The sequence below is a fragment of the Mycobacterium sp. PTI7 genome, from assembly GCF_056679845.1.
Map to the genome: position 1 here is coordinate 3504707 of NZ_CM155252.1, position 26648 is coordinate 3531354.

The 26648-nt window shown below is 71.0% G+C and carries 26 protein-coding genes; 15 read left to right on the forward strand and 11 right to left on the reverse strand.

Features of this window, described 5'->3' with window-relative positions:
* The first annotated feature begins 193 nt into the window (after window positions 1-193).
* Together AC1MEY_RS16830 and AC1MEY_RS16835 are read left to right on the forward strand one after the other, a co-directional pair.
* Window positions 194-1519, forward strand: coding sequence for a PP2C family protein-serine/threonine phosphatase (locus AC1MEY_RS16830; protein ID WP_480226599.1), 1326 nt, complete (start codon window positions 194-196; stop codon window positions 1517-1519).
* The gene (locus tag AC1MEY_RS16835) at window positions 1504-2544 is read left to right on the forward strand and encodes a cobalamin B12-binding domain-containing protein (RefSeq protein WP_480226600.1); all 1041 of its coding nucleotides are present in this window, start codon (window positions 1504-1506) and stop codon (window positions 2542-2544) included. The genes AC1MEY_RS16830 and AC1MEY_RS16835 overlap by 16 nt, the downstream gene beginning before the upstream one ends.
* On the opposite strand, the gene AC1MEY_RS16840 is transcribed toward AC1MEY_RS16835, so the two are convergent.
* The gene (locus tag AC1MEY_RS16840; protein ID WP_480226601.1) at window positions 2541-3449 is read right to left on the reverse strand and encodes an alpha/beta fold hydrolase; all 909 of its coding nucleotides are present in this window, start codon (window positions 3447-3449) and stop codon (window positions 2541-2543) included. The two genes, AC1MEY_RS16835 and AC1MEY_RS16840, sit on opposite strands and share 4 nt — an antisense overlap.
* Before the next feature lie 109 nt (window positions 3450-3558).
* Between AC1MEY_RS16840 and AC1MEY_RS16845 the strand changes: the two genes are divergently transcribed.
* Together AC1MEY_RS16845 and AC1MEY_RS16850 are read left to right on the forward strand one after the other, a co-directional pair.
* Entirely contained in the window at window positions 3559-4923 is a 1365-nt protein-coding gene (locus AC1MEY_RS16845) for a WS/DGAT/MGAT family O-acyltransferase (protein WP_480226602.1), read from the forward strand.
* A gap of 108 nt (window positions 4924-5031) precedes the next feature.
* Complete coding sequence (locus AC1MEY_RS16850; RefSeq protein WP_480226603.1) at window positions 5032-5259, forward strand: hypothetical protein; 228 nt, start codon at window positions 5032-5034, stop codon at window positions 5257-5259.
* A gap of 3 nt (window positions 5260-5262) precedes the next feature.
* Here the strand turns inward: AC1MEY_RS16850 and AC1MEY_RS16855 are convergent, their stop codons facing one another.
* Window positions 5263-6459 (reverse strand): KasA/KasB family beta-ketoacyl-ACP synthase, encoded by a 1197-nt coding sequence (locus tag AC1MEY_RS16855; protein ID WP_480231525.1) that lies wholly within the window; start codon window positions 6457-6459, stop codon window positions 5263-5265.
* A gap of 379 nt (window positions 6460-6838) precedes the next feature.
* On the opposite strand from AC1MEY_RS16855, the gene AC1MEY_RS16860 reads away from it, so the two are divergent.
* Both AC1MEY_RS16860 and AC1MEY_RS16865 read left to right on the forward strand, forming a co-directional pair.
* On the forward strand, window positions 6839-6985 hold the full coding sequence (locus AC1MEY_RS16860; protein ID WP_480226604.1) for a hypothetical protein: 147 nt from the start codon (window positions 6839-6841) through the stop codon (window positions 6983-6985).
* A 27-nt stretch (window positions 6986-7012) separates the two neighbouring features.
* Window positions 7013-7486, forward strand: coding sequence for a DUF309 domain-containing protein (locus tag AC1MEY_RS16865; protein WP_480231526.1), 474 nt, complete (start codon window positions 7013-7015; stop codon window positions 7484-7486).
* Here the strand turns inward: AC1MEY_RS16865 and AC1MEY_RS16870 are convergent.
* A complete protein-coding gene (locus AC1MEY_RS16870; RefSeq protein WP_480226605.1) occupies window positions 7476-7793 on the reverse strand; it encodes a hypothetical protein in 318 nt (105 codons plus the stop codon). The two genes, AC1MEY_RS16865 and AC1MEY_RS16870, sit on opposite strands and share 11 nt — an antisense overlap.
* A gap of 180 nt (window positions 7794-7973) precedes the next feature.
* Here AC1MEY_RS16870 and AC1MEY_RS16875 point away from each other — a divergent pair, with 180 nt between their 5' ends.
* Complete coding sequence (locus AC1MEY_RS16875) at window positions 7974-8465, forward strand: MarR family winged helix-turn-helix transcriptional regulator (protein ID WP_480226606.1); 492 nt, start codon at window positions 7974-7976, stop codon at window positions 8463-8465.
* On the opposite strand, the gene AC1MEY_RS16880 is transcribed toward AC1MEY_RS16875, so the two are convergent.
* Window positions 8462-10135: an HNH endonuclease signature motif containing protein gene (locus AC1MEY_RS16880; RefSeq protein WP_480226607.1), complete on the reverse strand. Its 1674-nt coding sequence runs from the start codon at window positions 10133-10135 to the stop codon at window positions 8462-8464. The two genes, AC1MEY_RS16875 and AC1MEY_RS16880, sit on opposite strands and share 4 nt — an antisense overlap.
* 127 nt (window positions 10136-10262) lie before the next feature.
* Window positions 10263-10925: a TetR/AcrR family transcriptional regulator gene (locus AC1MEY_RS16885; protein WP_480226608.1), complete on the reverse strand. Its 663-nt coding sequence runs from the start codon at window positions 10923-10925 to the stop codon at window positions 10263-10265.
* 125 nt (window positions 10926-11050) lie between these two features.
* Here AC1MEY_RS16885 and AC1MEY_RS16890 point away from each other — a divergent pair, with 125 nt between their 5' ends.
* The 5 genes from AC1MEY_RS16890 (at window position 11051) to AC1MEY_RS16910 (ending at window position 16278) form a co-directional block, all read left to right on the forward strand.
* Window positions 11051-12205, forward strand: coding sequence for a VOC family protein (locus AC1MEY_RS16890; protein ID WP_480226609.1), 1155 nt, complete (start codon window positions 11051-11053; stop codon window positions 12203-12205).
* Window positions 12202-13140 (forward strand): fumarylacetoacetate hydrolase family protein, encoded by a 939-nt coding sequence (locus tag AC1MEY_RS16895; RefSeq protein ID WP_480226610.1) that lies wholly within the window; start codon window positions 12202-12204, stop codon window positions 13138-13140. Before AC1MEY_RS16890 ends, AC1MEY_RS16895 begins: the two co-directional genes overlap by 4 nt.
* Before the next feature lie 9 nt (window positions 13141-13149).
* Window positions 13150-14697: a bifunctional 3-(3-hydroxy-phenyl)propionate/3-hydroxycinnamic acid hydroxylase MhpA gene (gene mhpA, locus AC1MEY_RS16900; protein WP_480226611.1), complete on the forward strand. Its 1548-nt coding sequence runs from the start codon at window positions 13150-13152 to the stop codon at window positions 14695-14697.
* A complete protein-coding gene (locus AC1MEY_RS16905) occupies window positions 14697-15887 on the forward strand; it encodes a cytochrome P450 (protein ID WP_480226612.1) in 1191 nt (396 codons plus the stop codon). The genes mhpA and AC1MEY_RS16905 overlap by 1 nt, the downstream gene beginning before the upstream one ends.
* 157 nt (window positions 15888-16044) lie before the next feature.
* Window positions 16045-16278 (forward strand): hypothetical protein, encoded by a 234-nt coding sequence (locus tag AC1MEY_RS16910; RefSeq protein ID WP_480226613.1) that lies wholly within the window; start codon window positions 16045-16047, stop codon window positions 16276-16278.
* 3 nt (window positions 16279-16281) lie between these two features.
* Here the strand turns inward: AC1MEY_RS16910 and AC1MEY_RS16915 are convergent, their stop codons facing one another.
* Together AC1MEY_RS16915 and AC1MEY_RS16920 are read right to left on the reverse strand one after the other, a co-directional pair.
* Entirely contained in the window at window positions 16282-17466 is a 1185-nt protein-coding gene (locus AC1MEY_RS16915) for a PP2C family protein-serine/threonine phosphatase (RefSeq protein ID WP_480226614.1), read from the reverse strand.
* The gene (locus AC1MEY_RS16920; RefSeq protein ID WP_480226615.1) at window positions 17463-18263 is read right to left on the reverse strand and encodes an alpha/beta fold hydrolase; all 801 of its coding nucleotides are present in this window, start codon (window positions 18261-18263) and stop codon (window positions 17463-17465) included. Before AC1MEY_RS16920 ends, AC1MEY_RS16915 begins: the two co-directional genes overlap by 4 nt.
* 153 nt (window positions 18264-18416) lie before the next feature.
* Here AC1MEY_RS16920 and AC1MEY_RS16925 point away from each other — a divergent pair, with 153 nt between their 5' ends.
* Window positions 18417-19820 carry a PP2C family protein-serine/threonine phosphatase gene (locus tag AC1MEY_RS16925; protein WP_480226616.1) on the forward strand — a complete coding sequence of 468 codons (1404 nt, stop codon included), beginning with the start codon at window positions 18417-18419 and terminating at the stop codon, window positions 19818-19820.
* A 43-nt stretch (window positions 19821-19863) separates the two neighbouring features.
* Here the strand turns inward: AC1MEY_RS16925 and AC1MEY_RS16930 are convergent, their stop codons facing one another.
* Window positions 19864-20637 (reverse strand): hypothetical protein, encoded by a 774-nt coding sequence (locus tag AC1MEY_RS16930; protein WP_480226617.1) that lies wholly within the window; start codon window positions 20635-20637, stop codon window positions 19864-19866.
* A gap of 141 nt (window positions 20638-20778) precedes the next feature.
* Between AC1MEY_RS16930 and AC1MEY_RS16935 the strand changes: the two genes are divergently transcribed.
* Window positions 20779-21477, forward strand: a complete 699-nt coding sequence (locus AC1MEY_RS16935; protein ID WP_480226618.1) for a response regulator transcription factor — start codon at window positions 20779-20781, stop codon at window positions 21475-21477.
* Window positions 21474-22955 (forward strand): sensor histidine kinase, encoded by a 1482-nt coding sequence (locus AC1MEY_RS16940; protein ID WP_480226619.1) that lies wholly within the window; start codon window positions 21474-21476, stop codon window positions 22953-22955. The genes AC1MEY_RS16935 and AC1MEY_RS16940 overlap by 4 nt, the downstream gene beginning before the upstream one ends.
* Before the next feature lie 16 nt (window positions 22956-22971).
* On the opposite strand, the gene AC1MEY_RS16945 is transcribed toward AC1MEY_RS16940, so the two are convergent.
* The 3 genes from AC1MEY_RS16945 to AC1MEY_RS16955 form a co-directional block, all read right to left on the reverse strand.
* Window positions 22972-25128 (reverse strand): heavy metal translocating P-type ATPase, encoded by a 2157-nt coding sequence (locus AC1MEY_RS16945; protein WP_480226620.1) that lies wholly within the window; start codon window positions 25126-25128, stop codon window positions 22972-22974.
* A 4-nt stretch (window positions 25129-25132) separates the two neighbouring features.
* A complete protein-coding gene (locus AC1MEY_RS16950; RefSeq protein ID WP_480226621.1) occupies window positions 25133-25417 on the reverse strand; it encodes a DUF1490 family protein in 285 nt (94 codons plus the stop codon).
* 112 nt (window positions 25418-25529) lie between these two features.
* Window positions 25530-26396 (reverse strand): cutinase family protein, encoded by an 867-nt coding sequence (locus tag AC1MEY_RS16955; protein ID WP_480231527.1) that lies wholly within the window; start codon window positions 26394-26396, stop codon window positions 25530-25532.
* Between the last annotated feature and the right edge of the window lie 252 nt (window positions 26397-26648).

The following is a 26648-nucleotide window of genomic DNA, read 5'->3' on the forward strand; positions in this document are numbered from 1 at the left end:
GCGCTCGTGGCATCGCAGCTGCACGCCGAGTAGATTGAAGTGCGGTTGAGCTTGCAGCCGTCGGTCGTCCCCGTGAGGGCAGACGCCATTCATGCGTGTGGACGCCGACACCATCACGCCATTCACCCTCGACCGCGTTCCCAGGTGGGACACTCTCGGGAGAAGCGCCCATGCGGGCGGGAGAGCCGATGGGATGCTCGAAGAGATCACGACGGTAGGCCGCGAGAGCCAGGCCGCCGCACCCACCGTTCGCGAAGAGCCCACGTTCGACCGAGCCGAACTGATCGAACAGATCACGCGCGGCATGGCGGGCTCGCTGAACCCGCGTCGCACGGCCCTGCGACTGCTGACGCTCATCACGCCACGGATCGCCGACTGGGCCGTCGTCCTGACACCCGACAGCGCCACCGGCGGACTGCTGACCGTGGGCGGCAACGACCCCGGCTACAGCGACGTCGTGTCGCGCGCTCACGTCCACGACCGCGGACTCGGCCGGGTGCTACGCACCGGACGCACCGAACTCCTCCACGTGGCGCTGGAGGCCCTGACCGGCTCCAGCGAGAACGACGCGCTGGCGACCATGATCCCGCACCCGCGACTGGTCGCCGAGGCCGCCGCACTACGGCCCGCCGACGTGGTGGGCGTGGGCCTCACCGCCCGCGGTGCCACCGTCGGCGCCCTGATCCTCGTCCGCGGGCAGGGGCGCGGCTTCGACGACGACGACGTGACGTTCATCGAACAGGTCGCCGACCGCGCCGCCCTGGCCCTGGACTCCGCGCGCCTGTACGAGGAGACCACGCGCATCGCGTCGGTGCTGCAGCGCAGCCTGCGCCCGCCGCAGCTGCCCGAGGTGCGCGGCATGCCGCTGGCCGCGCTGTACCGGCCCGCCGCGGAGCATCTCGAGATCGGCGGTGACTTCTACGACGTGCACTTGCTCGGTGACGACTGTCTGCTGACGCTGGGCGACGTCAGCGGAAAGGGCGTCGAGGCGGCCGCCGTCACGGGCCGGACGCGTCAGAGCATCCGCACCGCAGCGCACTTCGACCGCAGGCCCGCCGCACTGCTCGGCGCCCTCAACACCGTGCTCTACGAGTCGGGCACCGACAAGTTCGTCACGATGGTGTGTGCGCGCCTCACACCCGCCGCGGACGGCGGGATCGACGCCGACGTGGCGTCGGCCGGCCACCCGCAGCCCATCGTCCTGCGCGCCGACGGTCGGGTCGAGCAGGTCGACGTCACCGGCACGGCGGTCGGCATGATCGCCGACGTGTCGTACGCGTCGACCGCCGTGCACCTGTCGCACGGCGACACGATGCTCGTGTTCACCGACGGCATCGACGAGGCGTTCGGCGCCGACGGCATGTACGGCGTCGGCCGGTTGCTGGCGCTGCTGCCCGCCTACGCGGGCGCCGATCCCGACATCGTCTGCGAGGCCGTGGAACGTCACGTCATCGAGTTCCTCGACGGCCGCCCGCACGACGACATGGCCGTACTCGCGGTGGCATGCCGCCAGAAGTAGCCGAGTCGGCCGACGACTCGGGCGCCTACGACGACGCGATCGCCCGCAGCGACGGTGCCGGCGTCGTGGACGCCATCCACCGGATGCTGGACCGTGGCGCCGATCCCGTGACGGTGCTGACCGACGTGATCGCCGCCTCGCAACGCGAGGTCGGCAACCGGTGGCAGCGTGGCGAATGGACTGTCGCGCAAGAGCATGCGGCGACGGCGCTGGCGATCGGCGCGACGAAGGCGGTGGCACGGCGGGTCCGCAGCGTGCCGGCGACCCGTGGTCGCGTCGTGGTCGCGTGCGCCGAACGCGAATGGCACGCCCTGCCCGCGATGATCATCGAGTGTTCGCTGCGCGCCGATGGCTGGGACACCACGCTGCTCGGCGCCTCGAGCACACCGATGCGGCTGAACCGCTATCTGCAGGACCTGGGACCCGAGGGCGTCGCCGTCAGTTGCTCCGTTCTGGGCGCACTTCCGACGTCGCGCCGGTTCATCGAGGCGAGCACGTCGGCAGGGGTGCCGATCCTGGTCGGGGGCCCCGCATTCGGACCCGACGACGTCCGCGCGAAGGCGCTCGGCGCCACCGCGTGGGCGAGGGACGCACACGGCGCGGTCCGCGAGATGCGTGCCCTTCCGGCGGTCGTGGAACCCGTCGCCCCGCTGCCCGAGGAGGCGGTCGCCGAGCAGGCGGCGCTCGACCTCGACCACCGCAGGATCGTCGGCCACCTCGCGGATCGGTGGTCGGTGTCAGCCGAGATCTCCTCGGCGGCAACGGGATCGGTCACTGTGCAGCTGGAAGCCGACGAGGTCAACGACGTGCTGAACCAGACGCTGCACGCGGTGTCCGCCGCGCTGCTGACCGGCGACCACCGGCCGATGCCGGAGACCGCGACCTGGGTGGACGACCTACTGCGTGAACGTGGGGCCGATGCCGGCCGCGTCACCGAACTCGCCAGCCTGCTGACCGACGCGCTGCGCGACTACCCGCTGGCGTTGCGCTTGGCCGCCGAGGGCTTCGCGCCCGTACGCGCCTAGACGCCGTGTACGGCGGGGTCGGTCGGGGCCGGCGCAGTTACCTCGCCCTGGGCCGGCTCGTCGACGGGATGCGCCGTCGCGGTGATGAACTCGTCGATCACGTCGTACACCCGCGAGGGCGCCTCGACGTGTGCGAAGTGGCCGACGTCGGGTAGCACCTCGACCCGACAGTCCGGACGCGCCTCCAACGCCGCGTAGGCGTGGTCCACCGGGATGATGTTGTCGTCCTCGCCCCAGATCGCCAGCGTGGGCAGGTCGGCCTTGAGCTTGAGCCGGTTCAGGGCGCTCACCGACTGGCCGCGGTAGTCGACGACCGAGCGCAGGGTGCGCAGGAACGCCGCCCTGGTCTGCGGGTCGTTGAACGACGAGTAGGAACTCCAGATCTCGGCGCCGCGCGGTGAGCGCAGGCCCATCGACGTCAGCCAGCCCTTGACGGTGTTACCGGCCCGCAGCACGGGCGTCGGCGCGATCACCGGCATGATCAGCTCGGCACCGGGCGCGGACAGCAGGCGCAGGATCCAGCCGACATCCTGCCCGAGGCCGCCGCTGCTGATGAGGACGAGCCGACGGCAGTAGTCCGGGTGCTGGTACAGGAACTGCATCGCGATGCCGCCGCCGAGCGAATGCCCGACGACCGTCGCGGAGCCCACTCCCACCTCGTCGAGCAGGTCGCGCAGGCCGACCGCGAACGCGCCCAGCGAGTAGTCGCTGCGCGGCTTGGACGACTGCCCGTGACCCATCAGGTCCGGCGCGATCACGCGGTACTTCTTGGCCAACTGCGGCAGGATGGCGCGCCAGGTCTGGGAGCTTCCCGCCATGCCGTGGATGAGTAGCAGGGCCTCGCCGTGGCCCTCGTCGTAGTAGGCCAGACGTTCGCCGTGCAGATCGATGAACTTGTGTTCCATCGGAGATTCTCCAGTCCGTCGACCCTCCACCTTACCCATCGGTAACTTTTCTGGCGAGAGATCAACGGGTTCGGGTCGGAATCAAGCTCGGCTAGGTACGGTCATGCCCATGAAGCTCATCTCGCCCACCGACTCGCTCTTCCTCGTCGGTGAATCGCGCGAGCACCCGATGCACGTGGCCGGTCTGCAACTGTTCGAACCGCCCGCCGACGCGGGCCCCGAGTACCTCCGCGACCTCCACGAGATCATGGTCAAGGCGGACCAGTTCCAGCCGACCTTCCGAAAGCACCCCGGGCGACTGCTGGGCGGGATCTCCAACCTCGCCTGGGCGTTCGATGACGACGTGGACATCGACTATCACCTCCGCAGGTCCGCGCTGCCACGTCCCGGCCGCGTGCGCGACCTGCTGGAGCTGACGTCGCGGATGCACGGGACGCTGCTCGACCGGCACCGTCCGCTGTGGGAGACGCACATCATCGAGGGGCTGGCCGACGGCCGATTCGCCGTCTACGTCAAGTTCCACCACTCGCTGATCGACGGGGTGTCCGCGCAACGGCTGTTCCTGCGCGCCATGACCACCGACCCGGACGACCGCGATCCGCAGGTGCCGTGGACGCTCGGGCCCAGGCAGCGGACCCGCGAGCCGGCGCCGTCGCGGTCGGCCCTGCAGTCGGTGGTGGGGACGGCGGGGTCGATCGCGTCGCTGGCGCCGACCGGCCTGTCGGTGGCCAGGGCCGCGCTGCTGGAGCAGCAACTCACACTGCCCTTCCGGGCGCCGAAGACGATGTTCAACGTGAACATCGGTGGGGCGCGACGCGTCGCCGCCCAGTCGTGGCCGCTGTCGCGGATCCGCGACGTCAAGGCCGCCGCGGGAGTCACCGTCAACGACGTCGTGCTCGCCATGTGCTCCGGCGCCCTGCGGGCCTACCTCACCGAGCAGGACGCGCTGCCCGACACGCCCCTGGTCGCGATGGTCCCCGTCAACCTGCGCACGGAGGGCGAGGAGGACGCCGGCGGCAACATGGTCGGCACCATCCTCTGCAACCTCGCCACCGACGTGGCCGACCCCGCAGCCCGGCTCGAAGCGATCAGCACGTCGATGCGCCAGAACAAGGACGTGTTCGCCGATCTGCCGAAGACGCAGGCCCTCGCGCTGTCGGCGTTCCTGATGTCGGGTCTGGCGATGGGACTGCTGCCGGGCTTCGTGTCCTCGGCTCCCCCGCCGTTCAACCTCGTCATCTCCAACGTCCCCGGCGCTCGCGAGCCGATGTACTGGAACGGCGCCCGCCTGGACGGCAACTACCCGTTCTCGATCGCGCTCGACGGCCAGGCACTCAACATCACGCTCACCAACAACGCGGACAAGCTGGACTTCGGGCTCGTCGGCTGCCGCCGCAGCGTCCCGCACCTGCAGCGCCTGCTGGGCCACCTCGAAGACTCGCTGACAGACCTCGAGCGCGCCGTCGGCGCCTGACCCGCGATTGGGGTTCTCCCAGCTTTCCCTGCGATGCTTGTGGCGCACACGCCCGGACGATCGTCCAGCCCGGGCTGACACCGGCACGTGGAGGGAGCGTGGAGCGACGTGAGCCACGGCCTCTACGACAGGTGCGAATGCGGCCACGTGCACCCGGAGCACTCGCTGTTCGGCACATGCCGGGCCTGCCTGGACTGCGTGGACTTCGCCGTGCCGGACCAGGACCTCAACGAGGGACCGGACCACGACCTGCGGCAGTGCGAGTGCCGGCGCTTCGTGCTCGCGGCCGGCCAGACCGCGGACCCCGAGGGACTCGCCGTCGGCGAGACGGTCTAGCGCTCAGGCCTTGCCGAACACGATCGCAGCGTTGTGTCCGCCGAAGCCGAAGCTGTTGCTGACGGCGTAGCGCAGGTCGCCCTGCCGGGCGGAGCCCGCGACGACGTCCAGATCCATGTGCGAGTCGAGTTCGCGGAAGTTCAGCGTCGGCGGGATGCAGCCGTCCCGCAGCGCGAGTACGGAGAGTACGGCCTCGATGGCGCCCGCCCCGCCGAACGAGTGGCCGAGCGCCGCCTTGGACGCGTAGACCGCCGGGTGGTGGCTGCCGAACACCTTGCGGATGGCCACCGCCTCCACCAGGTCGCCGTCGACGGTGCCGGTGGCGTGCGCGTTGACGTGGCCCACGTCCGTCGGTGCCAGGTCGGCCAGCTGGAGGGCGCGCGTGATCGCGTGCGCCTCTTGCTCGGCGTCGGGATCCGAGCGGAACGCGTCGTACCCGTCGGACGACAGTGCCGTACCCAGCACGCGCGCCAGGATCTTGGCGCCCCGGGCCCTCGCGTGCTCCTCGGTCTCCATGATCAGCATTGCGCCGCCCTCGCCGAGCACCATGCCAGCGCGGCTCTTGTCGAAGGGACGGCAGGCTCCGACCGGATCGTCGTTCTCCTTGGAGACGACGCCGTCGATCTGGCCGTAGGCGGCAATGGGCACGCCCTCGAGCTTCAGTTCCACGCCGCCGCAGATCATCATGTCGGCGTCGCCGAAGACGATGCTGCGCCACGCCTCGGCGATGGCCGACGCCCCCGAGACGTCACCGGTCAGCGGGGCCGTGACGCCCGCGCGGGCCTTGCGGTCGAGACCCACCGCCGCAGCGGGGCCGTTCGGCATGTACATCTGGACCGCCAGCGGGGACACCGCCTTGAGACCGCGTTCCTGCATCGCGTGATACGCGATGATGATGTCTTCGGTGCTGCCCAGGCCGGTGCCGACCGTGACGCCGAGTCGCGCCGTGTCCACCTCGGGTGAACCCGCGTCGGCCCAAGCCCGCCGGCTCAACACGATCGCCATCCGCTGGGTGAACGAGAGCCTGCGCATCTCGACGCGGCTGAGGTCGTCGTCGAGGTTCTCGCGCAGCTGCCCGCCGATGGTGGACGGCAGATCGAGGCCCTCGAGGTTCGGCGCGGACAGCGGGCGGATGCCGCTCTGCCCGTCGATCAGCGCAGACCAGGTGCCCTCCGCGCTGGATGCGAGGGCGGTGGTCATGGCGACACCGGTGATGACGACGTCAGGCTGCGGATCGAGCACGAAGACCACCTTTCTCGAGGACCGCGCAGGGTCGTCACTGCGCCGGACCGCCCGGGGGTTCGAAGTTCGTCTCGCTTGCCGCCGATCGGTGCCGACGGGCACCCCCACCAAATCGTTGCCCAAAGTTCTATCCCGACCAGCGTGAAACCTCAAATGCCCACTCGGGACGGGCGCAAACATCCGGCCCACCTCGGAGGACGTCCGGCCAGGGGCGATCGCGTTTCACCGGCAGCAGTCTGGATACCCCATGCAGGCGTCTCGCCCCGGATGATCAGTGCCGACACCGGCGTCGACCCGGCGACATCGCACAACCCCCACCAGCGAAAGAGGTCGTATCGTGCCACGCGGACAGGGAATCTACGACAACACCGACGAGCCCGACGGCGACGACCGCGGCGGGAGCATCCAGTCCAATCGAGACGTGGACGTCGCCAAGGACACCCCCGACGTCATCGAGACCGACGACGGCGAGCCGACCGACTGACTCCGGAGAGGACGCGGGCAGACCGTGATCGACCCCACGGCACGTGACCGGGACGCCGCGGGCCGGGCGCTCAACGCCCGGCCGCGTGACGCGCTGGGCCGGCCACTGCCGCGCGGCGCGCAGGGCGTCCCGAGGCTGCCCGATGACCTGGACCTCGGGCCGCGGGAGACGCTCGTCGCGGCCCAACGACTGATCGACGAGGGCAACGCGTTCCAGGCGCATGACGTGTTGGAGGCGGCGTGGAAGGCATCCGCGCCGGCCGACCGGTGGGTGTGGCGTGCGCTGGCCCAGCTGGCGGTGGGCCTCACCCACGCGCAGCGCGGCAATCACCGTGGGGCAGCGGCCCTGCTTCGACGTGGGGCCGACGGCATCGACCGCCCCGACGTTCCGCACGACGTCGACGCCGCGGGCCTGATCCGCGATGCCAGGGCGCTGGCCGACGACCTGGCCGAGGGGCGCGACGTCGGGGCGGAGCGGTTGCGGCTGACGCTCAGCCGGTGATGCCCATGGCCGGCACGGCCATGGCCACCATCGTCAGCGTCAGCAGCGACCATCCCGCGCCGTGCCAGATGGGCCAGGTGCGCCCTCGCCGCCAATCGCGGTAGGTCTTCGCGAAGGCGCCGAGCGCTCCGACGAACAGCGTTGCCGGCGTAGCCACCGCCCACAGCAGGTCGTGTTGGTCGGTCACGGCGTAGTAGGTGAAGACGGCCACCGCCACCACGATGACCGCGACCACGTAGCCGACGGCAGCCCGCAGCGCCGCGGGGTCGTGCCACCGCTTCTCCACGTCATTGGTGCTCGAACTCACGTCTGGCCTCTCCGTCTCGCATTGTGGGTCTCGCACTGTGGACGATCGCGTTCCCGTCCTGCGCCGGGCAAAACTCGACGACGTGGCCGACCGGGCGAATGTACGCCCGCGTCCCGGGTATGTGAGGCCGTCACGACGCACCGCATCGGGCGGGAGAGGACGGGCGATCACGTGGACCCAGTGTCGGCCGAGCCCGACGACCGGGGGAAAGCCCTGCGTGACGTGGCGTTCGAACTCCGGGCGTTGCTCTCCGAGACGGATCGCGTCGCACAGAATTTCGCCGCCGACCACGGCATGTCCGGCAGCGACTTCCGCGCGCTGCTCCACGTCGTCGTCTCCGAGACCGATGGCACGCCGTTGACTGCGAGCGCGCTACGTACCCGGCTCAACGTCTCGGCGGGTGCCGTCACCTACATCGTGGATCGCCTGGTCCGTGCGGGTCATGTGCGCCGGGAGACCAACTCGCAGGATCGCCGCAAGACGATGCTCCGCTACTCGGACGACGGATTTCGTTTGGCGCAGGACTACTTTCGGCCCATCGGCGAGCACTATCGCATCGCGCTCTCCGACGTGCCGGACGACCATCTGATGATCGCGACGCGCGTGATCCAGATGTTGGTGGACGCGATGCGCACGGTGCACGACGACGACGGCGCCTCAGCGACGGCCTAGGCCGCGGTGCCGGTGGGTGGTTCGGGCCGGCCGGGTTCGTAGCCGTCGTGTGTGCCTTCGGTCTCGGCGGGTTCGGGGTGTGCGAGTGAGTCGGGTGCCGGCGGGGTGTCCGCGGCGAGGCGTTTCCGGGCGGCGCGTTGCTTCTCGGCGGCAGCCCATGCGGGGTCGACGGGCCACCACGGGATGGGGGTGTCTGGTGAGTCGGAGAGGTCGGCGTTTTCGACGGTGTCGTCGGATGCCGTTGTGGTGTTGGGTGATACGTCGTCGTCGGTCCACCACGTCCCGGCGTCGTCGGGGTTCCATGCGTCGTCGGGTGGTGGTCGGAGTCGTTCGGGGTGGTGGTAGTCGTTGGTGCGTTTCTGGCCGGTGTCGAGCCGGGGTGGGGGGATCCACTCGACCTGGTGTTGGTCGGTGATGTGGGTGGTCCAGCCGCCGGGGCCTACGGCGCGGTTGTCGGGTCCGCAGGCCAGGGCGAGGTCGTCGACGTTGGTGTCGCCGCCGGCGCTCCAGTCTTTGGTGGCGTGGTGGACTTGGGTGCCGTAGGCGGGGACGGTGCAGCCGGGTTTGGTGCAGCCTCCGTCGCGGGCGATCAACGCCAACCGTTGTGCGACCGACGCGGTGCGGCGGGTGCGGAACAGGTCGAGGACGGAACCGGTGGCGTCGTCGAACACCGCCAGATAGTTGGTGGCGTCGGTGCGGGCGGCCATGTGCAGGACGTCGGCGACCGGGACGATGGTGCCGCCGCCGGTGACGCCGATCCCCGCCCGGGTCTGCAGATCCTGCAGGGTGGTGCGGACGATGACGGTGGTGGGCAGGCCGTTGAGGTGGCCGAGGTCGCCCTTGTCCAGTGCCATCCGGCCGATGTATTCGAAGGCGTCGTGGCGGCGTTGGGCGGGGGTGCGGAGGTCGCCGTCGATCTGCTGCTGGGTGGGGGTGCCCGACGTGCAGGGGTGCTCGTCGGCGGGGTTGCACATTCCGGGGGCACTGAACCGGGCGTTGAGCACCTCCCACACCGCGTAGGCCGCGGGGGTGAGGTCGCCGGTGATGCCGATGGTGGAGTCGTCGCGTTGTTTGGTGAACACGATGTTGCGGCGGCGGGCGCGTTCGGCGTCGTCGGGGGCGGGGCCGTCCTGGTCGAGGAGGTACACGGTGCGCCGCGCCACGTCGTCGAGCGCGTCGGGCCCGGATCCGACGGCGTGGCGGACCCAATCGACTTCGACGCGGTCGCGGGTGGCGGTGTCGACCCAGCCGGGCAGGCGTTTGAGGTGCTTGCGGATCACCGCGACGTGCTCTGCGGTGATGAACCCGAGCCGCTGGGCGGCGGCGGTCGCCGGCAGCTGCGGTGGCATGGGTGCCCCGGACAAGGCTCGTCGGGGGGCGAGGAGGTCGGCGTCGGTGAGTCGGCGGTTGGCTTCGGTGGTGGAGATGCGGTAGCGGGTCGTGAGGACGTCGCGCCAGGACTTCGCGCCCATCTCCGCCGGGGTGGACTGCGCCCTCAACTGGGCCAGGAGGCGGTGGTTCTGGGTGGGGAGTTGGCAGTGGTGGGTTTCCAGTTCGTCCATCACCTCGAGGAGTTCGGTGGGGGTGAGGGATTGGGTGTCGCAGGCGGCGAAGGTGGCGTAGGCGTCGCGCAGCGCGGTGAGCGCTTCACTGACCTCGCCGATCGACATACATCGAACATACGTTCGATGGCCGATCATTTCAAGGGTTCACGCCTGAGAAAACACCAAGAAAACAACCGTCCTGAGGCTACTGAAACGCGTGTGGCACAGCGGCTTTGAGTGACCAGTGGTGCACTCAGGCGACGGACTCCGACGGGTGCAGGACCGACAGGTCGGGTAGCTCGCGTTCGCAGAGTTCGTTCGCCTCGTCCGCCGTCATGCCGAACAGCAGCAGCACGTCCCGGGTCACGGCGTCGGTGTCCCGCGCGTCATCGCGATCCGGTTGCGTGCGAAGCAGATTGCCCAGCCCGAGCAGCGCGCCGCCCGCCACCGCGAGCGCCAGTTCGGGATCCTCGACCCTGAAGCGACCGACCTCCACGGCAGCGACGATGTCGCGCAGCGCCCGCGGCGCGAGACCGCGGTCGGACACCAGCAGCGCCATGCCGTTGGCGAGCAGGATCTGGCTCTCCTGCGGCCGTCGCCGAAAGAGCCTGCCCGTCAGCCGGAAACATGTCGCGAACGTCTCGGCGGGATCCTCGATCGACGCAGTGAACTCGTCGAGGATTGCACCGTGGCCGTCGAGGACGTCGACGACGGCGGCCTCGAAGAGCTGTTCCTTGCTGTCGAAGTGGTTGTAGAACGACCCCATGCCGACGTCGGCCGCCTGGGTGATCTCGAGGACCGGCACGTTGAGCTTGCCCTGGGCGATGAACGTCTGCGCGGCCCGCACGAGCGCGGCGCGAGTGCGCTGCTTGCGGCGCTGCAGACGGCTGACGGGACTCTGCGCCTCGTCGGTCATCGGGTGTCCCCCTTCGTCGGAACGGGCCCACTGTAACAGCGGACTCAATTCTGATGATTTCGTCAGAAACGGTTGACTGACCCTCTCAAAGTATGTGACGATTTCGTCAACAACAGGAGGTGGCAGTGAGTCGAGCAGTGGAATCACCAGGTCGAGCGCAGGACGACGGCCATCGTGGCCTGCACGCCGAGCAGGGCGCGATTCGCGGCGAGCACTCCGGGCGGTCGCAAAACCCGATCATCAAGGTCGCCGACATCGCCTGGCTCGAGTTCGAGAAACCGGACCTGATGCGCGCGGAGACCTTCGCCCGGGCGTTCGGCTTCCAAGTCGCGCACCGCACGCCGGCCGAGGTGCACCTGCGCGGCACCGACGCCGGAGCGCCGTGCGTGGTGCTGCGCCGGGGCGACCGCACACGATTCGCCGGGGTGGCGTTCCGCGCCGACGGTGAGGTGGACGTGCTGCGCCTCGCCGACCGAACCGGAGCGACGGCTGCGGCGCTCCCCGAGTCGATCGGTGGCCTGGGCGTCGCGCTCACCGACCCGAGCGGCGTCCCCGTCCGCGTCGTCGCGGGAATGCACGCGCAGCCCGCACTGCCCGCGCAGGAAGCGTTGCCGCTCAACGTCGGACACAGCGCCGTCCGACTCAACGCGACCCAGCGGCCCCGGCGCGTCCCCGCGCGCGTGCAGCGCCTCGGCCACGTCGTGCTCCAGTCGACGACCTACCTCGAGACGCTGAACTGGTACCTCGACCACCTCGGGATGATCGTCAGCGACTTCCTCTACTTCCCCGGCCAGCGGCGCCGCGGACCGGCCATGAGCTTCATCCGATGCGATCGCGGCGACACCCCCGCCGACCACCACACGCTCGCGCTGGCCCTCGGCCCGGCGAACCGGTACGTGCACTCGGCCTACCAGGTATCCGATCTCGACGCGATGGCCGCCGGCGGCGAATACCTCCTCGACCGCGGCTACGTCCGATCGTGGGGCATCGGTCGGCACATCCAGGGCAGCCAATTGTTCGACTACTGGCGCGATCCCGACGGGTTTCTGGTCGAGCACTTCGCCGACGGCGACCTGTTCGACGCCTCGCTCGAACCGGGCTGGGGGCCGTTCACCGCCTCGGGGCTGGCGCAGTGGGGCCCGCCCGTCAGCCCGGACTTCCTCGGCACCACCCCGAGATCCGCCCGCCGCGAGGCCCTCTCGATGATCACCGCGCTGCGCTCCGACAACGAGTTCGACGTCAACCGCCTCATCGGCCTACTGAAGGTAGCCAAGTCATGACAACGTCCATCCTCCGCACGATCGACGCCTGGTGGGTCCACACCGCCGACGGTGCCGCCCGCATCGACACCACCGCCACCACCACGGGCGAGCTGCTGGCCGACCGGACCGCGATCGCCGCGGCGGCGTCGGGCGGTGACCGCGTGCCCGTCGACGGACTGGCCCTCGTCTCGCCGATCACGCGACCCTGCCGGGTTGTCGCGCAGATGACCAACTTCGAGTCGCACGTGCGGGACGCGGGCATGAGCCCGGCCGCGGTGCCGCTGACGTTCTTCCGCAAGGCGTCCGCATCGATCAGCGGGCCGTTCGACGACGTCGTCAAACCCACACACGTGCGGCTCCTGGACTACGAGGTGGAGATCGGTCTGGTCATCGGACGCGACGTCCCGGTCGGAACGGCCATCACCGACGCCACCCTCGCGGACGTCGTCGCCGGCCTGGTGATCACCAACGACGTCTCGGCCCGCGACGTCCAGTTGCCGCAGACCCAGTTCTACGAGGCGAAGTCGTACCCGACGTTCACGCCGGTCGGCCCCGCCCTGGTGCTCCTCGACGCCGACGAGCTGGCGCGCTTCGCCGACCTGCGCCTGCGACTCTCGGTCGACGGCGAGGAACGGCAGAACGCCCTCGTCGAGGGCGACATGCTCTACCGCCCGCTGCAGGCGCTGCAGTCCCTCAGCAGGTTCCAGGACCTCGCCGCGGGCGACCTGGTGCTCACGGGGACACCCGTCGGCACGGCCCTGAGCGCCCCACCCAAGCCCATCGAGATCATCGGCAGCCTGCTGCCGACGGCGCTGAAGTGGAAGGCGTTCTTCAAGGGTCAGGCCAAGAACCCGAAGTACCTGCGACACGGTCAGGTGATCGAGGCCTCCGTCGCGACCGACGACGGCGCGATCGACCTCGGGACGCAGCGCATGAACGTGCGTTACGAGTAGCCGAAGACCATGCGAGACAACGACCTCGACGGTCGGCACGTGCCGGTCGTCGTCATCGGCGCGGGCCCGACCGGCATCACCGTCGCCACCCTGCTCGCCCAGTACGGCGTCGAGAGCTTGGTGCTGGACCGGTGGCCCGGCGTCTACCGCCAGCCCCGCGCCGTGCACATGGACGACGAGGTGCTGCGCATCGTGGCCCGCCTCGGACTCACCGACGCGTTCGCGGCCATCTCGCGGCCCGCGCTCGGGCTGCGGCTGATCGACGGCAGGTTCGACGTGCTGGCCGAGTTCCGGCGTGATCCGCGCCCGAGCGGCAACGGCTTCCCCCGGGCCAACATGTTCGACCAACCGGAGTTCGAGACGCTGCTGCGCGACAACCTCGTCCACCATCCGGAGGTGCGGCTGCTGGGCGGCGTCGAGGTGACCGGCGTCGCTGCCGCCCCCGGCAAGCCCGTCCGCATCACGGCCGACGTCGGCGACGGCCGTCGGATCACGCTCACCGCGGACTACGTCCTCGGGTGCGACGGCGCCAACAGCGTGGTGCGCAGTTCCATCGGATCGACCATGCGCGCCATGAACTTCGAGCAGCGCTGGCTCGTCGCCGACGTCGAGTCCGGCGCCGACCTCGGCCAGTGGGAGGGCGTGCACCAGCTGTGCGACCCACACCGCGCGGGCACGTACATGCGGATCGGCGACCGCCGCTACCGGTGGGAGTTCCGTCTGCTCCCCGATGAGTCGGCGGCTGACTTCGACAGGATCGAGACGCTGCGTCCGCTCATCGCGCCGTGGACCGCCCGCGTCGCGGACCACGACCTCGATCTGCTGCGGGTCACCGAGTACACGTTCCGCGCGCAGCTGGCCGACCGCTGGCGGCTCGGCGGCGTCTTCCTCCTCGGCGACGCCGCCCACCTCACCCCGCCGTTCATCGGGCAGGGTCTGGGCGCGGGCCTGCGCGACGCGATGAACCTGGCGTGGAAGCTCGCCGGGGTCCTCTCGGGGGACCTGCCGTCGTCGGTGCTCGACACCTACGAGCGGGAGCGGATGCCACACGCGCGCAGCATGATCCGGTTGGCTCTCAACGTCGGTCGGGCGATGACGTCGGGCGGGACGCTCGGCGACCTCGCCCGCCGGATCGTGGTCCCACGGCTGCACCGGCTGCCCGGGTTCGGCGCCAGGGTCCTCGACTCCACGACGCCCGCCCTGCACCGGTCGAGCCTGGTGCGTCGGCGGCCAGCCGGATCCACACTCGGCGGGCGGCTCTGTCCGAACCCGATCGTCGACGGTGGCGTCCGCCTCGACGACGTCCTGGGCACGGGCTTCGCGGTGGTCACCACCGAACCGTTGACGAGCGCCCAACGGGAACGCGTGACACGCCACGGCGCCCGGGTCCACGTGGCCGCCCCCGGCGGTGAACTCGCAGCGTGGCTCCGTCACGGGCGGGCCCGCGCCGCACTCGTCCGGCCGGACCGGGCCGTCCTGAGCGCCGGCCGCGACGTGGACGCCGTGTGCGGCGACCTCGCAGGCCACCGAGTGCCCACGACCACCAGGAGTACCTGATGAGCAAGACCCGCACCGCGATTCCCACGGATCGCACGGACGTCTACTCCCCCGACGCGATCCTCGACCCCTACCCGCACTACGCCCGCCTGCGCCGGCTCGGGCCCGTCGTGTGGTTGTCCAGACACCGCATCCACGCGCTCCCCCGCTACGCCCAGTGCAAGCAGACACTGCGGGACGACGAGTCGTTCGTCTCGACGGGCGGCGTCGCGCTCAACCCGATCAGCAATCGGATGTCGCGCGGCACGACGCTCGCCAGCGACGGCGCCGAACACACTGCGCGCCGAAAGCTGTTGGCGCACCGCCTGCTGCCGAGAGCCCTGCGGTCGATCGGCGAGACCGTCGACGAGCAGGCCGCCGCGATCGTCGACGCCGCCGTCCGGCGCGGGACGGTCGACGGCGTCGCCGACCTCGCCACGGCACTGCCGTCGGCGATCGTGCCCGATCTCGTCGGTTGGCCACGTGACGGCCGCGAACACCTGATCGACTGGGGCGGTGCGACGTTCGACGTCCTCGGGCCGCTGAACCGCCAGGCCGTCGGGGCGGTGCCCGGCACCGTCGCGATGCTGAGGTTCGCCCGCCGCGTGATCCGCGACCGCACGGTGCTCGACGGCAGCATGGCGCACGAACTGCTGTGCGCCGCCGACGCCGGCACGCTGTCGCACGACGAACTGCCCGCGCTGATGGTGGACTACATCGCGCCGTCGCTCGACACCACGATCAGCGCGATCTCCACCGCGCTGTACCTGTTCGGCACGCATCCGGACCAGTGGCAGATGCTCCGGGACGATCCGTCGCTGATCCCCAACGCCATCAACGAGGTGATCCGCTACGAGTCACCGCTGCGGGCCTTCGGGCGGCGGGTGGCCCGCGACACGGAGATCGGTGGCGCCACGCTGCCGGCGGGCGCGCGCGTCCTGGTGCTCTACGCCTCGGCCAACCGCGACGAACTCGAGTGGGACGCACCGGACGTCTTCGACATCCGACGCGACGCCGGCCGCCACCTCGGCTTCGGCAACGGCGCCCACGCCTGCGCGGGCCAGGGCCTGGCACGTCTGGAGACCACCGCGATGCTGACCGCGCTACTGCACCGCGTCGACCGCATCGAGGTGACGGGCCCGCCCACCTGGGCGATGAACAACGTCATCCGGCGCCACGAGCGGCTCCCGCTGCGGCTCGTCGCCGGTTAGGCCGCCACCCGCGCCGTCGACCTTCCTCGTCGATTCCGTGCCACATGTCGGACCGTCCGAGTAGCTTCATCCACAGCCGAGCAGACTTTGCTGGGCGGGGGCCCCGGTCAGGGGGCGGCGACGACGTGGTCGCCGAGAGAGGCAGCATTCGATGAGATTGAGCAGACTTCTGTACGGCGCAGCCACGGTTGCTCTGGCCATGTCGTTCACCACCGTGGCGCCGGCGTACGCCGAGCCCGTGCAGGCATGCGTCCGGCCCGACGGGACGCCGTGTCCCCCGATGGCGCCGGGGTGTGTCCACGACAACGGCATGCCGTGCTCGGGCGCGCTGCCCGACATCAACGCCGCGTGCAATCAGAACCCGGTCGTGTGCCGCTGGCTCATCGGCTGACGGTCACGTCGCGGGACGCACGCGGGCGGGCACGCCGAACGCCAGCACGGCGGCATCGTCCTGCACCCCGTCGCCCAGCTCGTCGAGCAGCCGGTGCACCGCTCCCACGATCCCTGCCGGATCGGTGGGCGCCTGCTCCCGGGCGAAGCGCATCAGCGCACCCTCGTCGTCGAAGCGCTCGCGGCCGCGGCCGGTGCTGGCCTCGGTGAGGCCGTCGGTGTACAGCACCAGGGTGTCGCCCGCGCCGAGGTGGAAGCGCGTCGACACGAACCGCGGCCGGGCGGTGATGCCGACGGCGTACCCACCCGAGGTGTCGACGTAGCGGGCGTCACCGTCCGCGCCGAGGATCAGCGGGGGCGGGTGCCCGCCGCCGGCCAACTCGACGTCGAACCCGGCGCCGCGGCGGATCAGGTTGCCGTAGACCAGCGTGCACAGCCGGCGGCTGCCGATGCCGACCTCCTGGCCCAGCACCATGTTCAGGTTCTCCAGGACCCGGATCGGTTCGCCCTCTGACACCGCCGCCGAACGCAGGACGTAGCGGATCAACCCGGTGACGACCGCGGCGTCGACGCCCTTCCCCGCCACGTCGCCGAGGAAGAACCCCCACGTCGACTGCGACAGCGGGAACATGTCATAGAAGTCGCCGCCGACCTCTTCGGCCGATGCGGCGTAGTAGTAGTCGGCCGCCAGCAGACCCTCCGGCGGCGAAAGAACGGGCGGCAGAAGGGATTTGCGCAGCGTCTCCGCGAACTCCTTGACCCGGTCGCGCTCCGCCTCGACCCGCCGGCGTTGTTCGAGCAGTTCGCGCTCGTACGCGCGCCGGTCGGCGGCGTCGAGTGCGGTGACGCGGATCAGATCGGGACCGCCGTCGCGGCCCTCCTTCACGTTGCCGGTCAGGAACATCGGCAGGCGTGTCCCGTCGGCCGCCACCAGATCGACCGTGACGCCGTTGAGTTCGCCGTTGACGAGCAGCAGCGGCCCGAAGTGGGTCTCGTAGTGGATGCGGCCGCCCGGGGTGAGGAGGTCGAGGATCGACTTGCCGCTCAGATCCTCGCGGTCGAAGCCGAGCCAGCGCGCCATCGTCGAGTTGGCCAGGACGATCGTGCCGTCGACGTGGGCGATCACGTGACCGCACGGCGCGTTGTCCCAGTGGTCCTCGACGTCGCAGTCGACGTCCGATCCGGTCACGCGGGGCGGGCGAAGTCGGCGATCGCCTGCGCGGTCTGGTCCGGTGCGCTCATGTGCGGGCAGTGCCCGATCGCATCGAGCGTGACCAACCGGCTGTCCGGCACCCGATCGTGCACGAACGCGCCGACCGCGCGGGGTGCGATCGCATCCTGCCTGCACTCCACGATCAGGGTGGGCACCGGGATCCGCGCGAGGTCGTCGCGGTTGTCGGACAGGAACGTGGTGCGGGCGAACACGCGCGCGCGCTCGGGGTCGGTGCTGCAGAACGCGCGCTCGAGGCGGTCGGAGAGTTCCGGGCGGTCGGGGGTGCCCATGATGACCCCCGCCATCGTGTGCGACCAGCCTAGGTAGTTCAGTTCCATCGACTCCAGCAACTCGTCGATGTCCGCCCGCGAGAAGCCGCCGCGGTAGTCGCCGTCGTCGATGTAGCGCGGCGACGGGGTGAGCATGACCAGCTTCGCGAACCGCGTCGGCTCCTCGATGGCGGCCAGTGCCCCGATGATCGACGCCACCGAGTGCCCGACGTAGACCACGTCGTGCAGGTCGAGCTCGCGCACGATGTCAACGACGTCGGCGGCGTAGCCGGCCAGCGACGAGTACTTCTCCGCATCCCACGCCCGCGGGTCCGATGCACCCGCTCCGACGTGGTCGAACAGCACGATGCGGAAGTCCGATCCGAGGCGATCCGCCACGGGGCGCCACAGGTTCTGGTCGCAGCCGAACCCGTGCGCCAATAGAACGGTGGGGCCCCCCTCGGTGCCGACGATCTTGACGTTGTTCCTGACGCGCACGTCCACGCCGCCAAGCGTAAGGCGCAGCGAACGCGGAGCGTGCACGATCCGTCCCGACCGGGCCGCGCGGGCGCCGCTCGCGAGTCGGTGACGTACACCTCGGCGAACCGGTCACCCCGCTGGTCGAGCGGCTACGATGGCACACGCCGACACATCCCGGTGGCCGCCGACATCCGAAGAGAAGCCGCGCTCAACATTTCCGATCACAGCACGCCCGACGCGCAGTACGAAGCCGCCCGGATCAAGGCCGTCGAGCGCTACCGCATCGTCGACACGCCACCGGACCGGGTCTTCGAACGGATCGCCGCGCTGGCCGCCCGCTTCTTCGACGCCCCGATGGCCATGGTCTCGATCGTCGACCGCGACCGCATCTGGTTCGCCGCACTGCACGGATTCGACACCCAACTGTCCTACGTTCCGCACGCCGACGGGCTGTGCGCGTCGGCCGTGATCCACGACGGGCCCTACATCGTCCACGACGTCCACGCCGAGGCCACCGCGGCCGTCGGCAAGTTCGTGGAGGACCACCGGATCGAGTTCTATCAGTGCGCGCCGATCGTCAACTTCGACGGTTACCGCCTGGGCGCGGTGGCCGTGATGGACCACTCCCCCCGGCCCGCGCCGGACGAGCACGCCGGCGTCCTCGAGGACTTCGCCGCCGTCGTGATGGAGCAGCTCGAGCTGCGACTGTCGTCCATCGACGCACTGCGTAACGAGCGCCGACTCCGCGACGCGGCCGAATACGCGCGCAACGACGTGCAATCCGACCTCGACGACGCCCGGCAGGACCGCAACGACGCCCGCCGCGACCGCGACATCGCCGAACAGGAACGCGATGCCACCGAGGAGTGGGCGAGCGTCCTGCAGCGCACGCTGCTCCCACCGTCACTCCCCGAGATCGACGGCATGGAGCTGTCCGCGCACTACCACCCGGCGTCACCGCGTCAGGTCGGCGGCGACTTCTACGACGTCTTCGGACTCGGCGGCGGTCAGTGGGCGTTCTTCGTCGGCGACGTCGAGGGCCACGGCACCGGCGCGGCGTCGGTCACGTCGCTCATCCGGTACTCGCTGCGCTCGGCGGCCCTGCACCACACCGACCCGATCGACGTGTTGACCGAGCTGAACCTGATCCTGCTGCGCGACTCGGACCCGCGGCGCTTCTGCACGGTGCTCTTCGGCACGGTGACACCGCTGGGTCCCGGCAACGGCTTCCACATCACCATCGCCACCGGCGGCCATCCGCCGGCGCTACTGCTCGATCCCGTCGAGGGCACGGTCGAGCCGATCCGGTCCAAGGGCGGCATGCTGATCGGCGCGACGCCCAACGCGCGATTCGACTCCTGCGAGGTGCATCTGCGCCCCGGTCAGACGCTGCTGTTCTACACCGACGGGATCACCGAGGCCCGCCGCGGTGACGATCCCTTCGACCAGGAGCGGTTGGCCGACTTCGCGCTGGAGCATGCGGGCGAGAGCGCCCGGGACCTCGTCTCGGACCTCGCGACCATGATCCCGAAACTCGAGCCGGACGACGACGTCGCCGTGCTCGCGTTCCGCGCCGACTGAGCCGCCGGTGCACCGTCGCTCGTGACGGTGCACCGACGAACACTCACGCGGTGGGCGACGTGGGTCGCTCGGCGGGCAACGGCGGTTGCTGCTGCTGCGGCTGTTCGCTCCGTTCACCGTCGCGGGGTTGAGCGGGTGCCTGCGGCGCGTCCGCGGGCGGACGAGGCGCCTCGCCGCCGTCGCGGCCCGGTCCACGGTCCTGTTCCGGTCCCGGCGCCTGGCCTCGCTGCTGGCCGCCGGGGCCGCCGTCGGGGCCCTGCCGTTCCGGACCCTGCCCGGGCCCACCCGGGCCACCCGGTCCCCGCTCGCCACCCGGTCCACCGGGCCCACGCTCGCCACCCGGTCCGCCGTGCCCACCGGGTCCACCCGGTCCACCGGGTCCGCGCTCACCGTCCGGGCCCGCGCCCGGAGGCGGCGGCGGTCCGTCGTGTCCACCGCGGGGACCGCCGTCGGGTCCCGGCGGCGGGGCCAGCGGCCCGTCCTCCGGGCCGTGGCGGTGGCCGGGACCCGCGGGGCCGCCGGGACCGGCTTCGGTGTTGGCCGCGGTGCCGATGCTGAACGACATCACCGGGTGCGAGTTCACCGCGACCCCGCCGAGCAGCCCGACGAACAGGCCGATCACCGCGGCGCCGACCGCCGTGCCGACCGGGTGACTCCGGACCTTCTCGCGGCCGGCCGCCCACCGGTCCGGCTTCTCCTCCGTGACGACCCGCTCCTCGGCGACGACGGGCTCGTCGTGGTTTCCGTCGCCGATCGGCTCGGTGGGGTGATTGAGGGAATCGTCCGGATCGTGTTGTGCGCGTTCTTCGTTGCTCATGGCCACTCCTGGTGGGTCGGTGATCGCTGGTCGTGTTCGACGTTCCCGACGCTATGAGCGCACGGTGAAGCCAACCTGAAGACGACCGCGTTCGGCGACATCTTCAGGTGGGGTTCAGGTGGCTACCACCACAATGAAGCCATGGCATCTCCCAGCGGCGGACCCGGCGGCGCGTCGCGCGTGCTGGTGGTCGAGGACTCGGACGCCATCCGCGAGATGGTGGTCGAGGCACTGCAGCACGCCGGCCACGTCGCGGCCGGAGCCGTCGACGGCAACGATCTGGAGGGCCTGCTCGACGGGTTCCGACCCGACGCCGTGGTGCTGGACGTGATGATCCCCGGCCGCACCGGCTTCGAGCTGATCGACGTGGTGCGCGACTGGGGTGACGTCGGCATCGTGATGCTCACCGCGCGCGACGGCCTCCCCGACCGCCTGCGCGGGCTCGACGGTGGCGCCGACGACTACGTGGTCAAGCCGTTCGAGATGTCGGAGTTGCTGTCCCGCGTGGGGGCGGTGCTGCGGCGGCGCGGCAGCGTCGCGACCACCGTTCAGATCGGCGACCTCCTCCTAGACCGGTCCGCGGGCGTCGCCACCCGGGCGGGCCGACCGCTGTCGCTGACCGCGACCGAACTCAAGGTGCTCGAGTTCCTCGTCGACCAGCGCGGACGGATCGTCAGCGCGGCGCAGATCCTGACCAGCGTGTGGGGCTACGCCGCCTACGACGACAACCTCGTCCACGTCCACATCAGCAGCCTGCGCCGCAAGCTCGAGGCGCACGGGCCGCGCATCGTCCACACCGTGCGGGGCATCGGCTATCGGCTACAGGCCGTCGCCGCGTGAACGATTCCCCGCCGACGTCCACGCCCTCCCTGCGGCTGCGCGTCGTGCTCGTCACGCTCGGCCTGTTGACGCTGCTGCTGGTGCTGCTCGGCGTCACGATCGACACGGTCGTCGGATCGCAGGCCCGCCGCGACCTCAACGATCGGTTGCAGGCCACGGTGTCCCGCGCCGACGCCCTCGTCCTCGCCGGGACGGCGCCGTCGCAGCTGCTCGCCGAGATCGGTGGCGGCGGCATCCGGGCGCGACTGATCACGCCGGGCGGAACCACGTTCGGCGACCTCACCGTGCCCACCGACCTCCCCGACGGACCGCGTCCACCGCGGCCGCCGGGACCGCCGCCCGGGCCGCCGGACCAGGCGCCCGGCCGGCCCACCAACGGGCCGCCCGGTTCCCGTCCGCCGCGCCCGCCGGCACCGCCCGACGCGACCGCCACGAGCGTCGAGCACCGGCTGCCCGACGGTGGGCGACTGCTCCTCGTCGCGGACACCACCGCCACGACGGCGCTGCTGAGCCAGTTGCGAGTGATCGTGGTGGTGTCCTCGGTCGCCGTCCTGCTCGTCGCCGCCGCAGGGTTGGCGCTGCTGGTGCGTACCGCCATGCGGCCGCTCGACCGGCTCAGCGCCGTCGCCGAGTCGATCGCGTCGGGCAACCGGGGCCGACGCGTCCGTCCTGATCGCCCCGGCACCGAACTCGGCCGGGCTGCAACGGCATTCGACACCATGCTCGACGCGCTCGAGGACTCCGAGCGTCGCGCCCGGCACGCGGCCGAGGTGGCCGAGCAGGCCGACGCGTCCACCCGCCGCTTCCTGGCCGACGCCGCACACGAACTGCGCACGCCGATCGCGGGCATCCAGGCGGGCGCCGAGCAGATCGCCGCATCGGCGATCCAGCACGTCGACGACCCCGACGCCGACGCGCAGCGCCACCGCGCCGACCTGGTGCTCACCGAGGCGCGCCGGGCGGGCCGGCTGGTGTCCGACATGCTCGACCTCGGACGGATCGACGCCGGGCTGCACATGGACGTCCGGCCCGGCGATCTGGTCGCGCTCGCCGACGCCGAACGTCAGCGTTGCGCCTTCCTCGCCCCGTCGCTCACCGTCACCCGCACCGGCGACGCCGCGGTGCCGGTCGCCGTCGACGCGGTCCGGATCGCCCAGATCCTGGCCAACCTCGCCGACAACGCGCGCAGGCACACCCCGGCCGGCGGCACGATCGTGTTCGACGTCCGCCGTGCGGGGCCGTGGGCGCGAGTGACGGTCACCGACAGCGGGACCGGGGTACCCGACGATCAGCGCGAGCGGATCTTCGACCGGTTGGTGCGGCTCGACGACGCACGCTCACGGGACCGCGGGGGCGCCGGCCTCGGACTGTCGATCGCCCGGGCGCTGGCGCGTGCGCACGGCGGCGACCTGGTGTGCGACGCGCACCGGCCGGGCGCGAGGTTCACCCTGACCCTGCCGGCCGTCGTCCGTAGTTGACGCGGCCTGCCGCGGATCAGTCCTTCTCGGCGGGCCGGTGGTCCAGCTGGTGGCGGATCAGTCGAGAACTGTTGGTCACCACCGCAACCGACGACGCGTTGTGCAGGATTGCGGCCAGTACCGGTGACAGTGCACCGCCAGCGCCGAGCAGCAGGCCGAAGGCGTTGACGGCGATCGCCATCGCATAGTTCTGGCGGATCACCTCGACGGCCCGGCCGCCGAGCGCCCGCACGTCGAGCAGCCGGCGCAGGTCGTCCCCGGCCAGCGCGACGTCGGCGGTCTCCACCGCGACGTCGGTGCCGCCCAGCCCCATCGCGATGCCGATGTCCGCCGCGGCCAGCGCCGGGGCGTCGTTGATGCCGTCGCCGACCATCGCCACGACGTAACCCGCCTCGCGGAGCGCGTGCACCACCTCGAGCTTCTCCTCGGGCAGCACCTCGGCCCGCCACTCGGTGATGCCCAGCTCGTCGGCCACCGCTCGCGCCGTCTGCGGATGGTCGCCGGTGAGCATCACGATGCGTCGAACGCCGTTGGCGCGCAATGCCTGCAGCACCGGCAGCGCCTCGGGGCGGACCTCGTCGCGCAGGCTGATCAGTCCCACCAGCCCGCCGTCGACGGCCAGCAGCAGCGGCGTCTCGGCCTCGCCGCGCAACTTGACCACCCACCGTGACGCGTCGTCGTGCACCTGCACGCTCTCCTTGGCCAGGAGCGCCGGGCTGCCCAGCAGGAGCGTCTGTCCGTCGGCTCGCGTCCGCATGCCCAGGCCGACGAGCACCTCGCACTCCTCGTGCGGCGGGATCGTGATGTGACGCTCCTCGGTGGACCGGATCACGGCCTCCGCCAGAGGATGTCGCGAGTGGATCTCCGACGACGCCGCGTAGGCGAGCACCCGCTCGGGCGGCCAGTCGTCGTGGAAGCTCACGACGTTCGTCACCACCGGCCGCCCGCGCGTCAGCGTGCCGGTCTTGTCGAAGACGACCGCGTCGAGGCGACCCGCCTCCTCGAGGTGTGCGCCACCCTTGATGAGTATGCCGCGGCGCGCACCATTGCCGATGGCCGCGCTGATCGCCGTCGGGGTCGACAGTCCGACCGCACACGGGCACGCGACGAGCAGCATGGTCATCGCCCGGCGCACGTCACCCGTGACCACCAGCGTCAGCGCAGAGACGAGGAACGACAGCGGGACGAAGCGCCGGGAGAAGTTCTCGCCCACCGTCTGGATCGGCGCCCGGTGGTGCTGAGCCTCCTCGACCCTGGTGATGATGCGCCCGATCGCGGTGTCGCGTCCCACCGCGGCGGCCTCGACCACCAGGCGACCGCGGACCACGACCGATCCGGCGTGCACCCATCGGCCCGCGACGACGGTGACCGGCAGCGTCTCGCCGGTGATCGCCGACTGGTCCACGATGGCCTCGCCCTCGGTGACGGTGCCGTCCACCGGGATCGCGACCTGCTCGTGGACGACCACGCGATCGCCCACGCCGACGCTGTCCAGCGACACCTGGACCTCGGTGCCGTCGGGCAGCTGCGTCCACGCGCTGTCCTGGTTGCCCTGCAACAGGTTCGCGATCGCGCGCCGGGTGCGCCGGAGCGTCAGGTCCTGCAGGTACCCGCCGATGTTCAGCAGCCACAGCACGGTGAGCGCGACGACGTTCTCGCGCAGCACCAGGCTCGCGATGGTGGCCGCCGACACCAGGAGATCGGTGCCCGCCGACTTGCCGCCGCGCAGGGACCGCAACGCCCCGCGCAGGAACGGATAGCCCGTGACGATCGTCGCGCCGGTCGCGAACAGGCGCGAGGTGGGACCGAGCAGCGGCGGCCGCTGCAGGCCGTAGCGACGGAAGCCCAGCAGCGCGAGCGCGGCGCCACCCACGACGATGCGCAGCACGTCGGCGTTGCGGATGTCCGCCGACCGCGGCGTCAGCGCCGTGCCGGTGGGGACCACGTGGCGGGACGCGTCGATCGCCTCGAGCAGCGCCGCGGTGTCGCAGCCCCGCGGCGAATACCAGACGACCACCGACCCGGTCCGCGGGTAGGCGTGCACGGTGCGGACACCCGCGACCAGGTCGACGGCGTTCTCGATCGCGACGGCGCGGAGCGTGTCGGAGCGGAGCCAAGGCACCCGGATGCGGGTTCGCCCGGCGGCGTCGGACAGGACGGTCAGATCCTGCACGACGTCAGTGATCGTGGTCGTGCGGGGCTTCTCCGACGACGGGCGGCGCAACCTCTTCACCGATGCGCTCACGGGCCTCGGCGACGACGTCGGCGACGGTCAGGCGGGCGGACTCCGCACCCACCTCGGCCTTGCGGACGCCCTTGAGTGCCAGCGCGGTGGTCGACACGGCGGCCTCGCGAACCGGGGCCTTGGCGTACACCTTGCGCAACGCCTCGTAGGCGGCGACGCCGACGACGCCCGTCACCACCGTGCCGGCGGCCTTGGCCACGATTCCTCCGAGAAGCATTGCCACCCTTTCAGTCGCGAACGCGATCAGTTGTCGACCAACCTAGCGGTCGACGTGCCCCGACACACGTGCGTCTTGGGGCATGAAATGGCGCGGGCGCCGCTCGCAGCCGTCAGTACGCGCCCGAGTCCGGGGACGCCGAACCGTGCGCATCCGACGCCTGAGTGTCCGAGACCCATCCGGGCGGCATGTGCTGGCTGCGCTGCGTCGACGGGTCGACCTCCAGTGGGGAGCCGGGCAGCACGCCGCCGTACCCCGTCTGCGGCCCGTACCCGGGATGGGCGTCCTCGTACCCGCCGGGAAGTCTTGACGCGACGAACGTCGCTGCCCGGTCGGTGTATCCGGGAACGTAACCGTCGGTGTGTCCGCTCCACGAATTGCCGGGGCCCGCATGACAGATCGGATCACCGGGGTTGCACAGGTCCATGGCCTTGGAGCCGAGCAGTGAGCTGCGCGTCGCGACGGATTCGCCGCCGCGGCCGATCACGTTGCCGAACGTGACCACTGCTGCGACGTTGTCCGCGTACTCCGCGGGCAGGGACTTGCCCAGACCCAACGGGACGCCACCGACGGGCACCCCGGCCACGAGGTCGATCACGGTGGCGCCCTGGGAATAGCCACCCAGGACGATCTTGGTGGCGGGGCAGGAGGAGGCCGTGGACTCCACCCGCGAGACCATGTCCTTGGCGCCGCCGCGCCCATCCAGCTGCAGTTTGCCCGCGCTGTAGTCCACCGCGTAGGTCCTGACGGTCAACGAGCCTGCCTGCCGACGCAGCGAGTCGACGAGTGCATCCCCGACCGCGCCCATGCCGTCGGGCTCGTCGGTTCCGCGCGCAAAGATCACCTCGGCGTCGGGGCAGTCCTCGGCAGATGCAGCAGGGACGTCGCCCAGGACGGCGAGCGGCATCGCGGCCACGAGCAGGGCCGTCGCGGCCAGGCCGAGGCGGCGACGCGAGTCGTCGACGAGCGGGCCACGCATCCAGCGAACGAGCATTGCCGAATATTACCCGTGCCGCGGGATGTGTCCACCCCTCGCGAACTGGCGGTACGCGGCGAAGCGCCGCTTCTCGCCCATGACGCCAGGCAAAGTACGGCCCACGTCGACGACGTCGCAGAACCCGGGGACGGATCACGTCGGGTGGAGAAGACGCCGGCGGCACGAAGCGGCGGGGGGTTCGCGCGCGGTCACGAGACCGGCGGAAACTGCATGACCGCGCTGTGCGCCGTCATC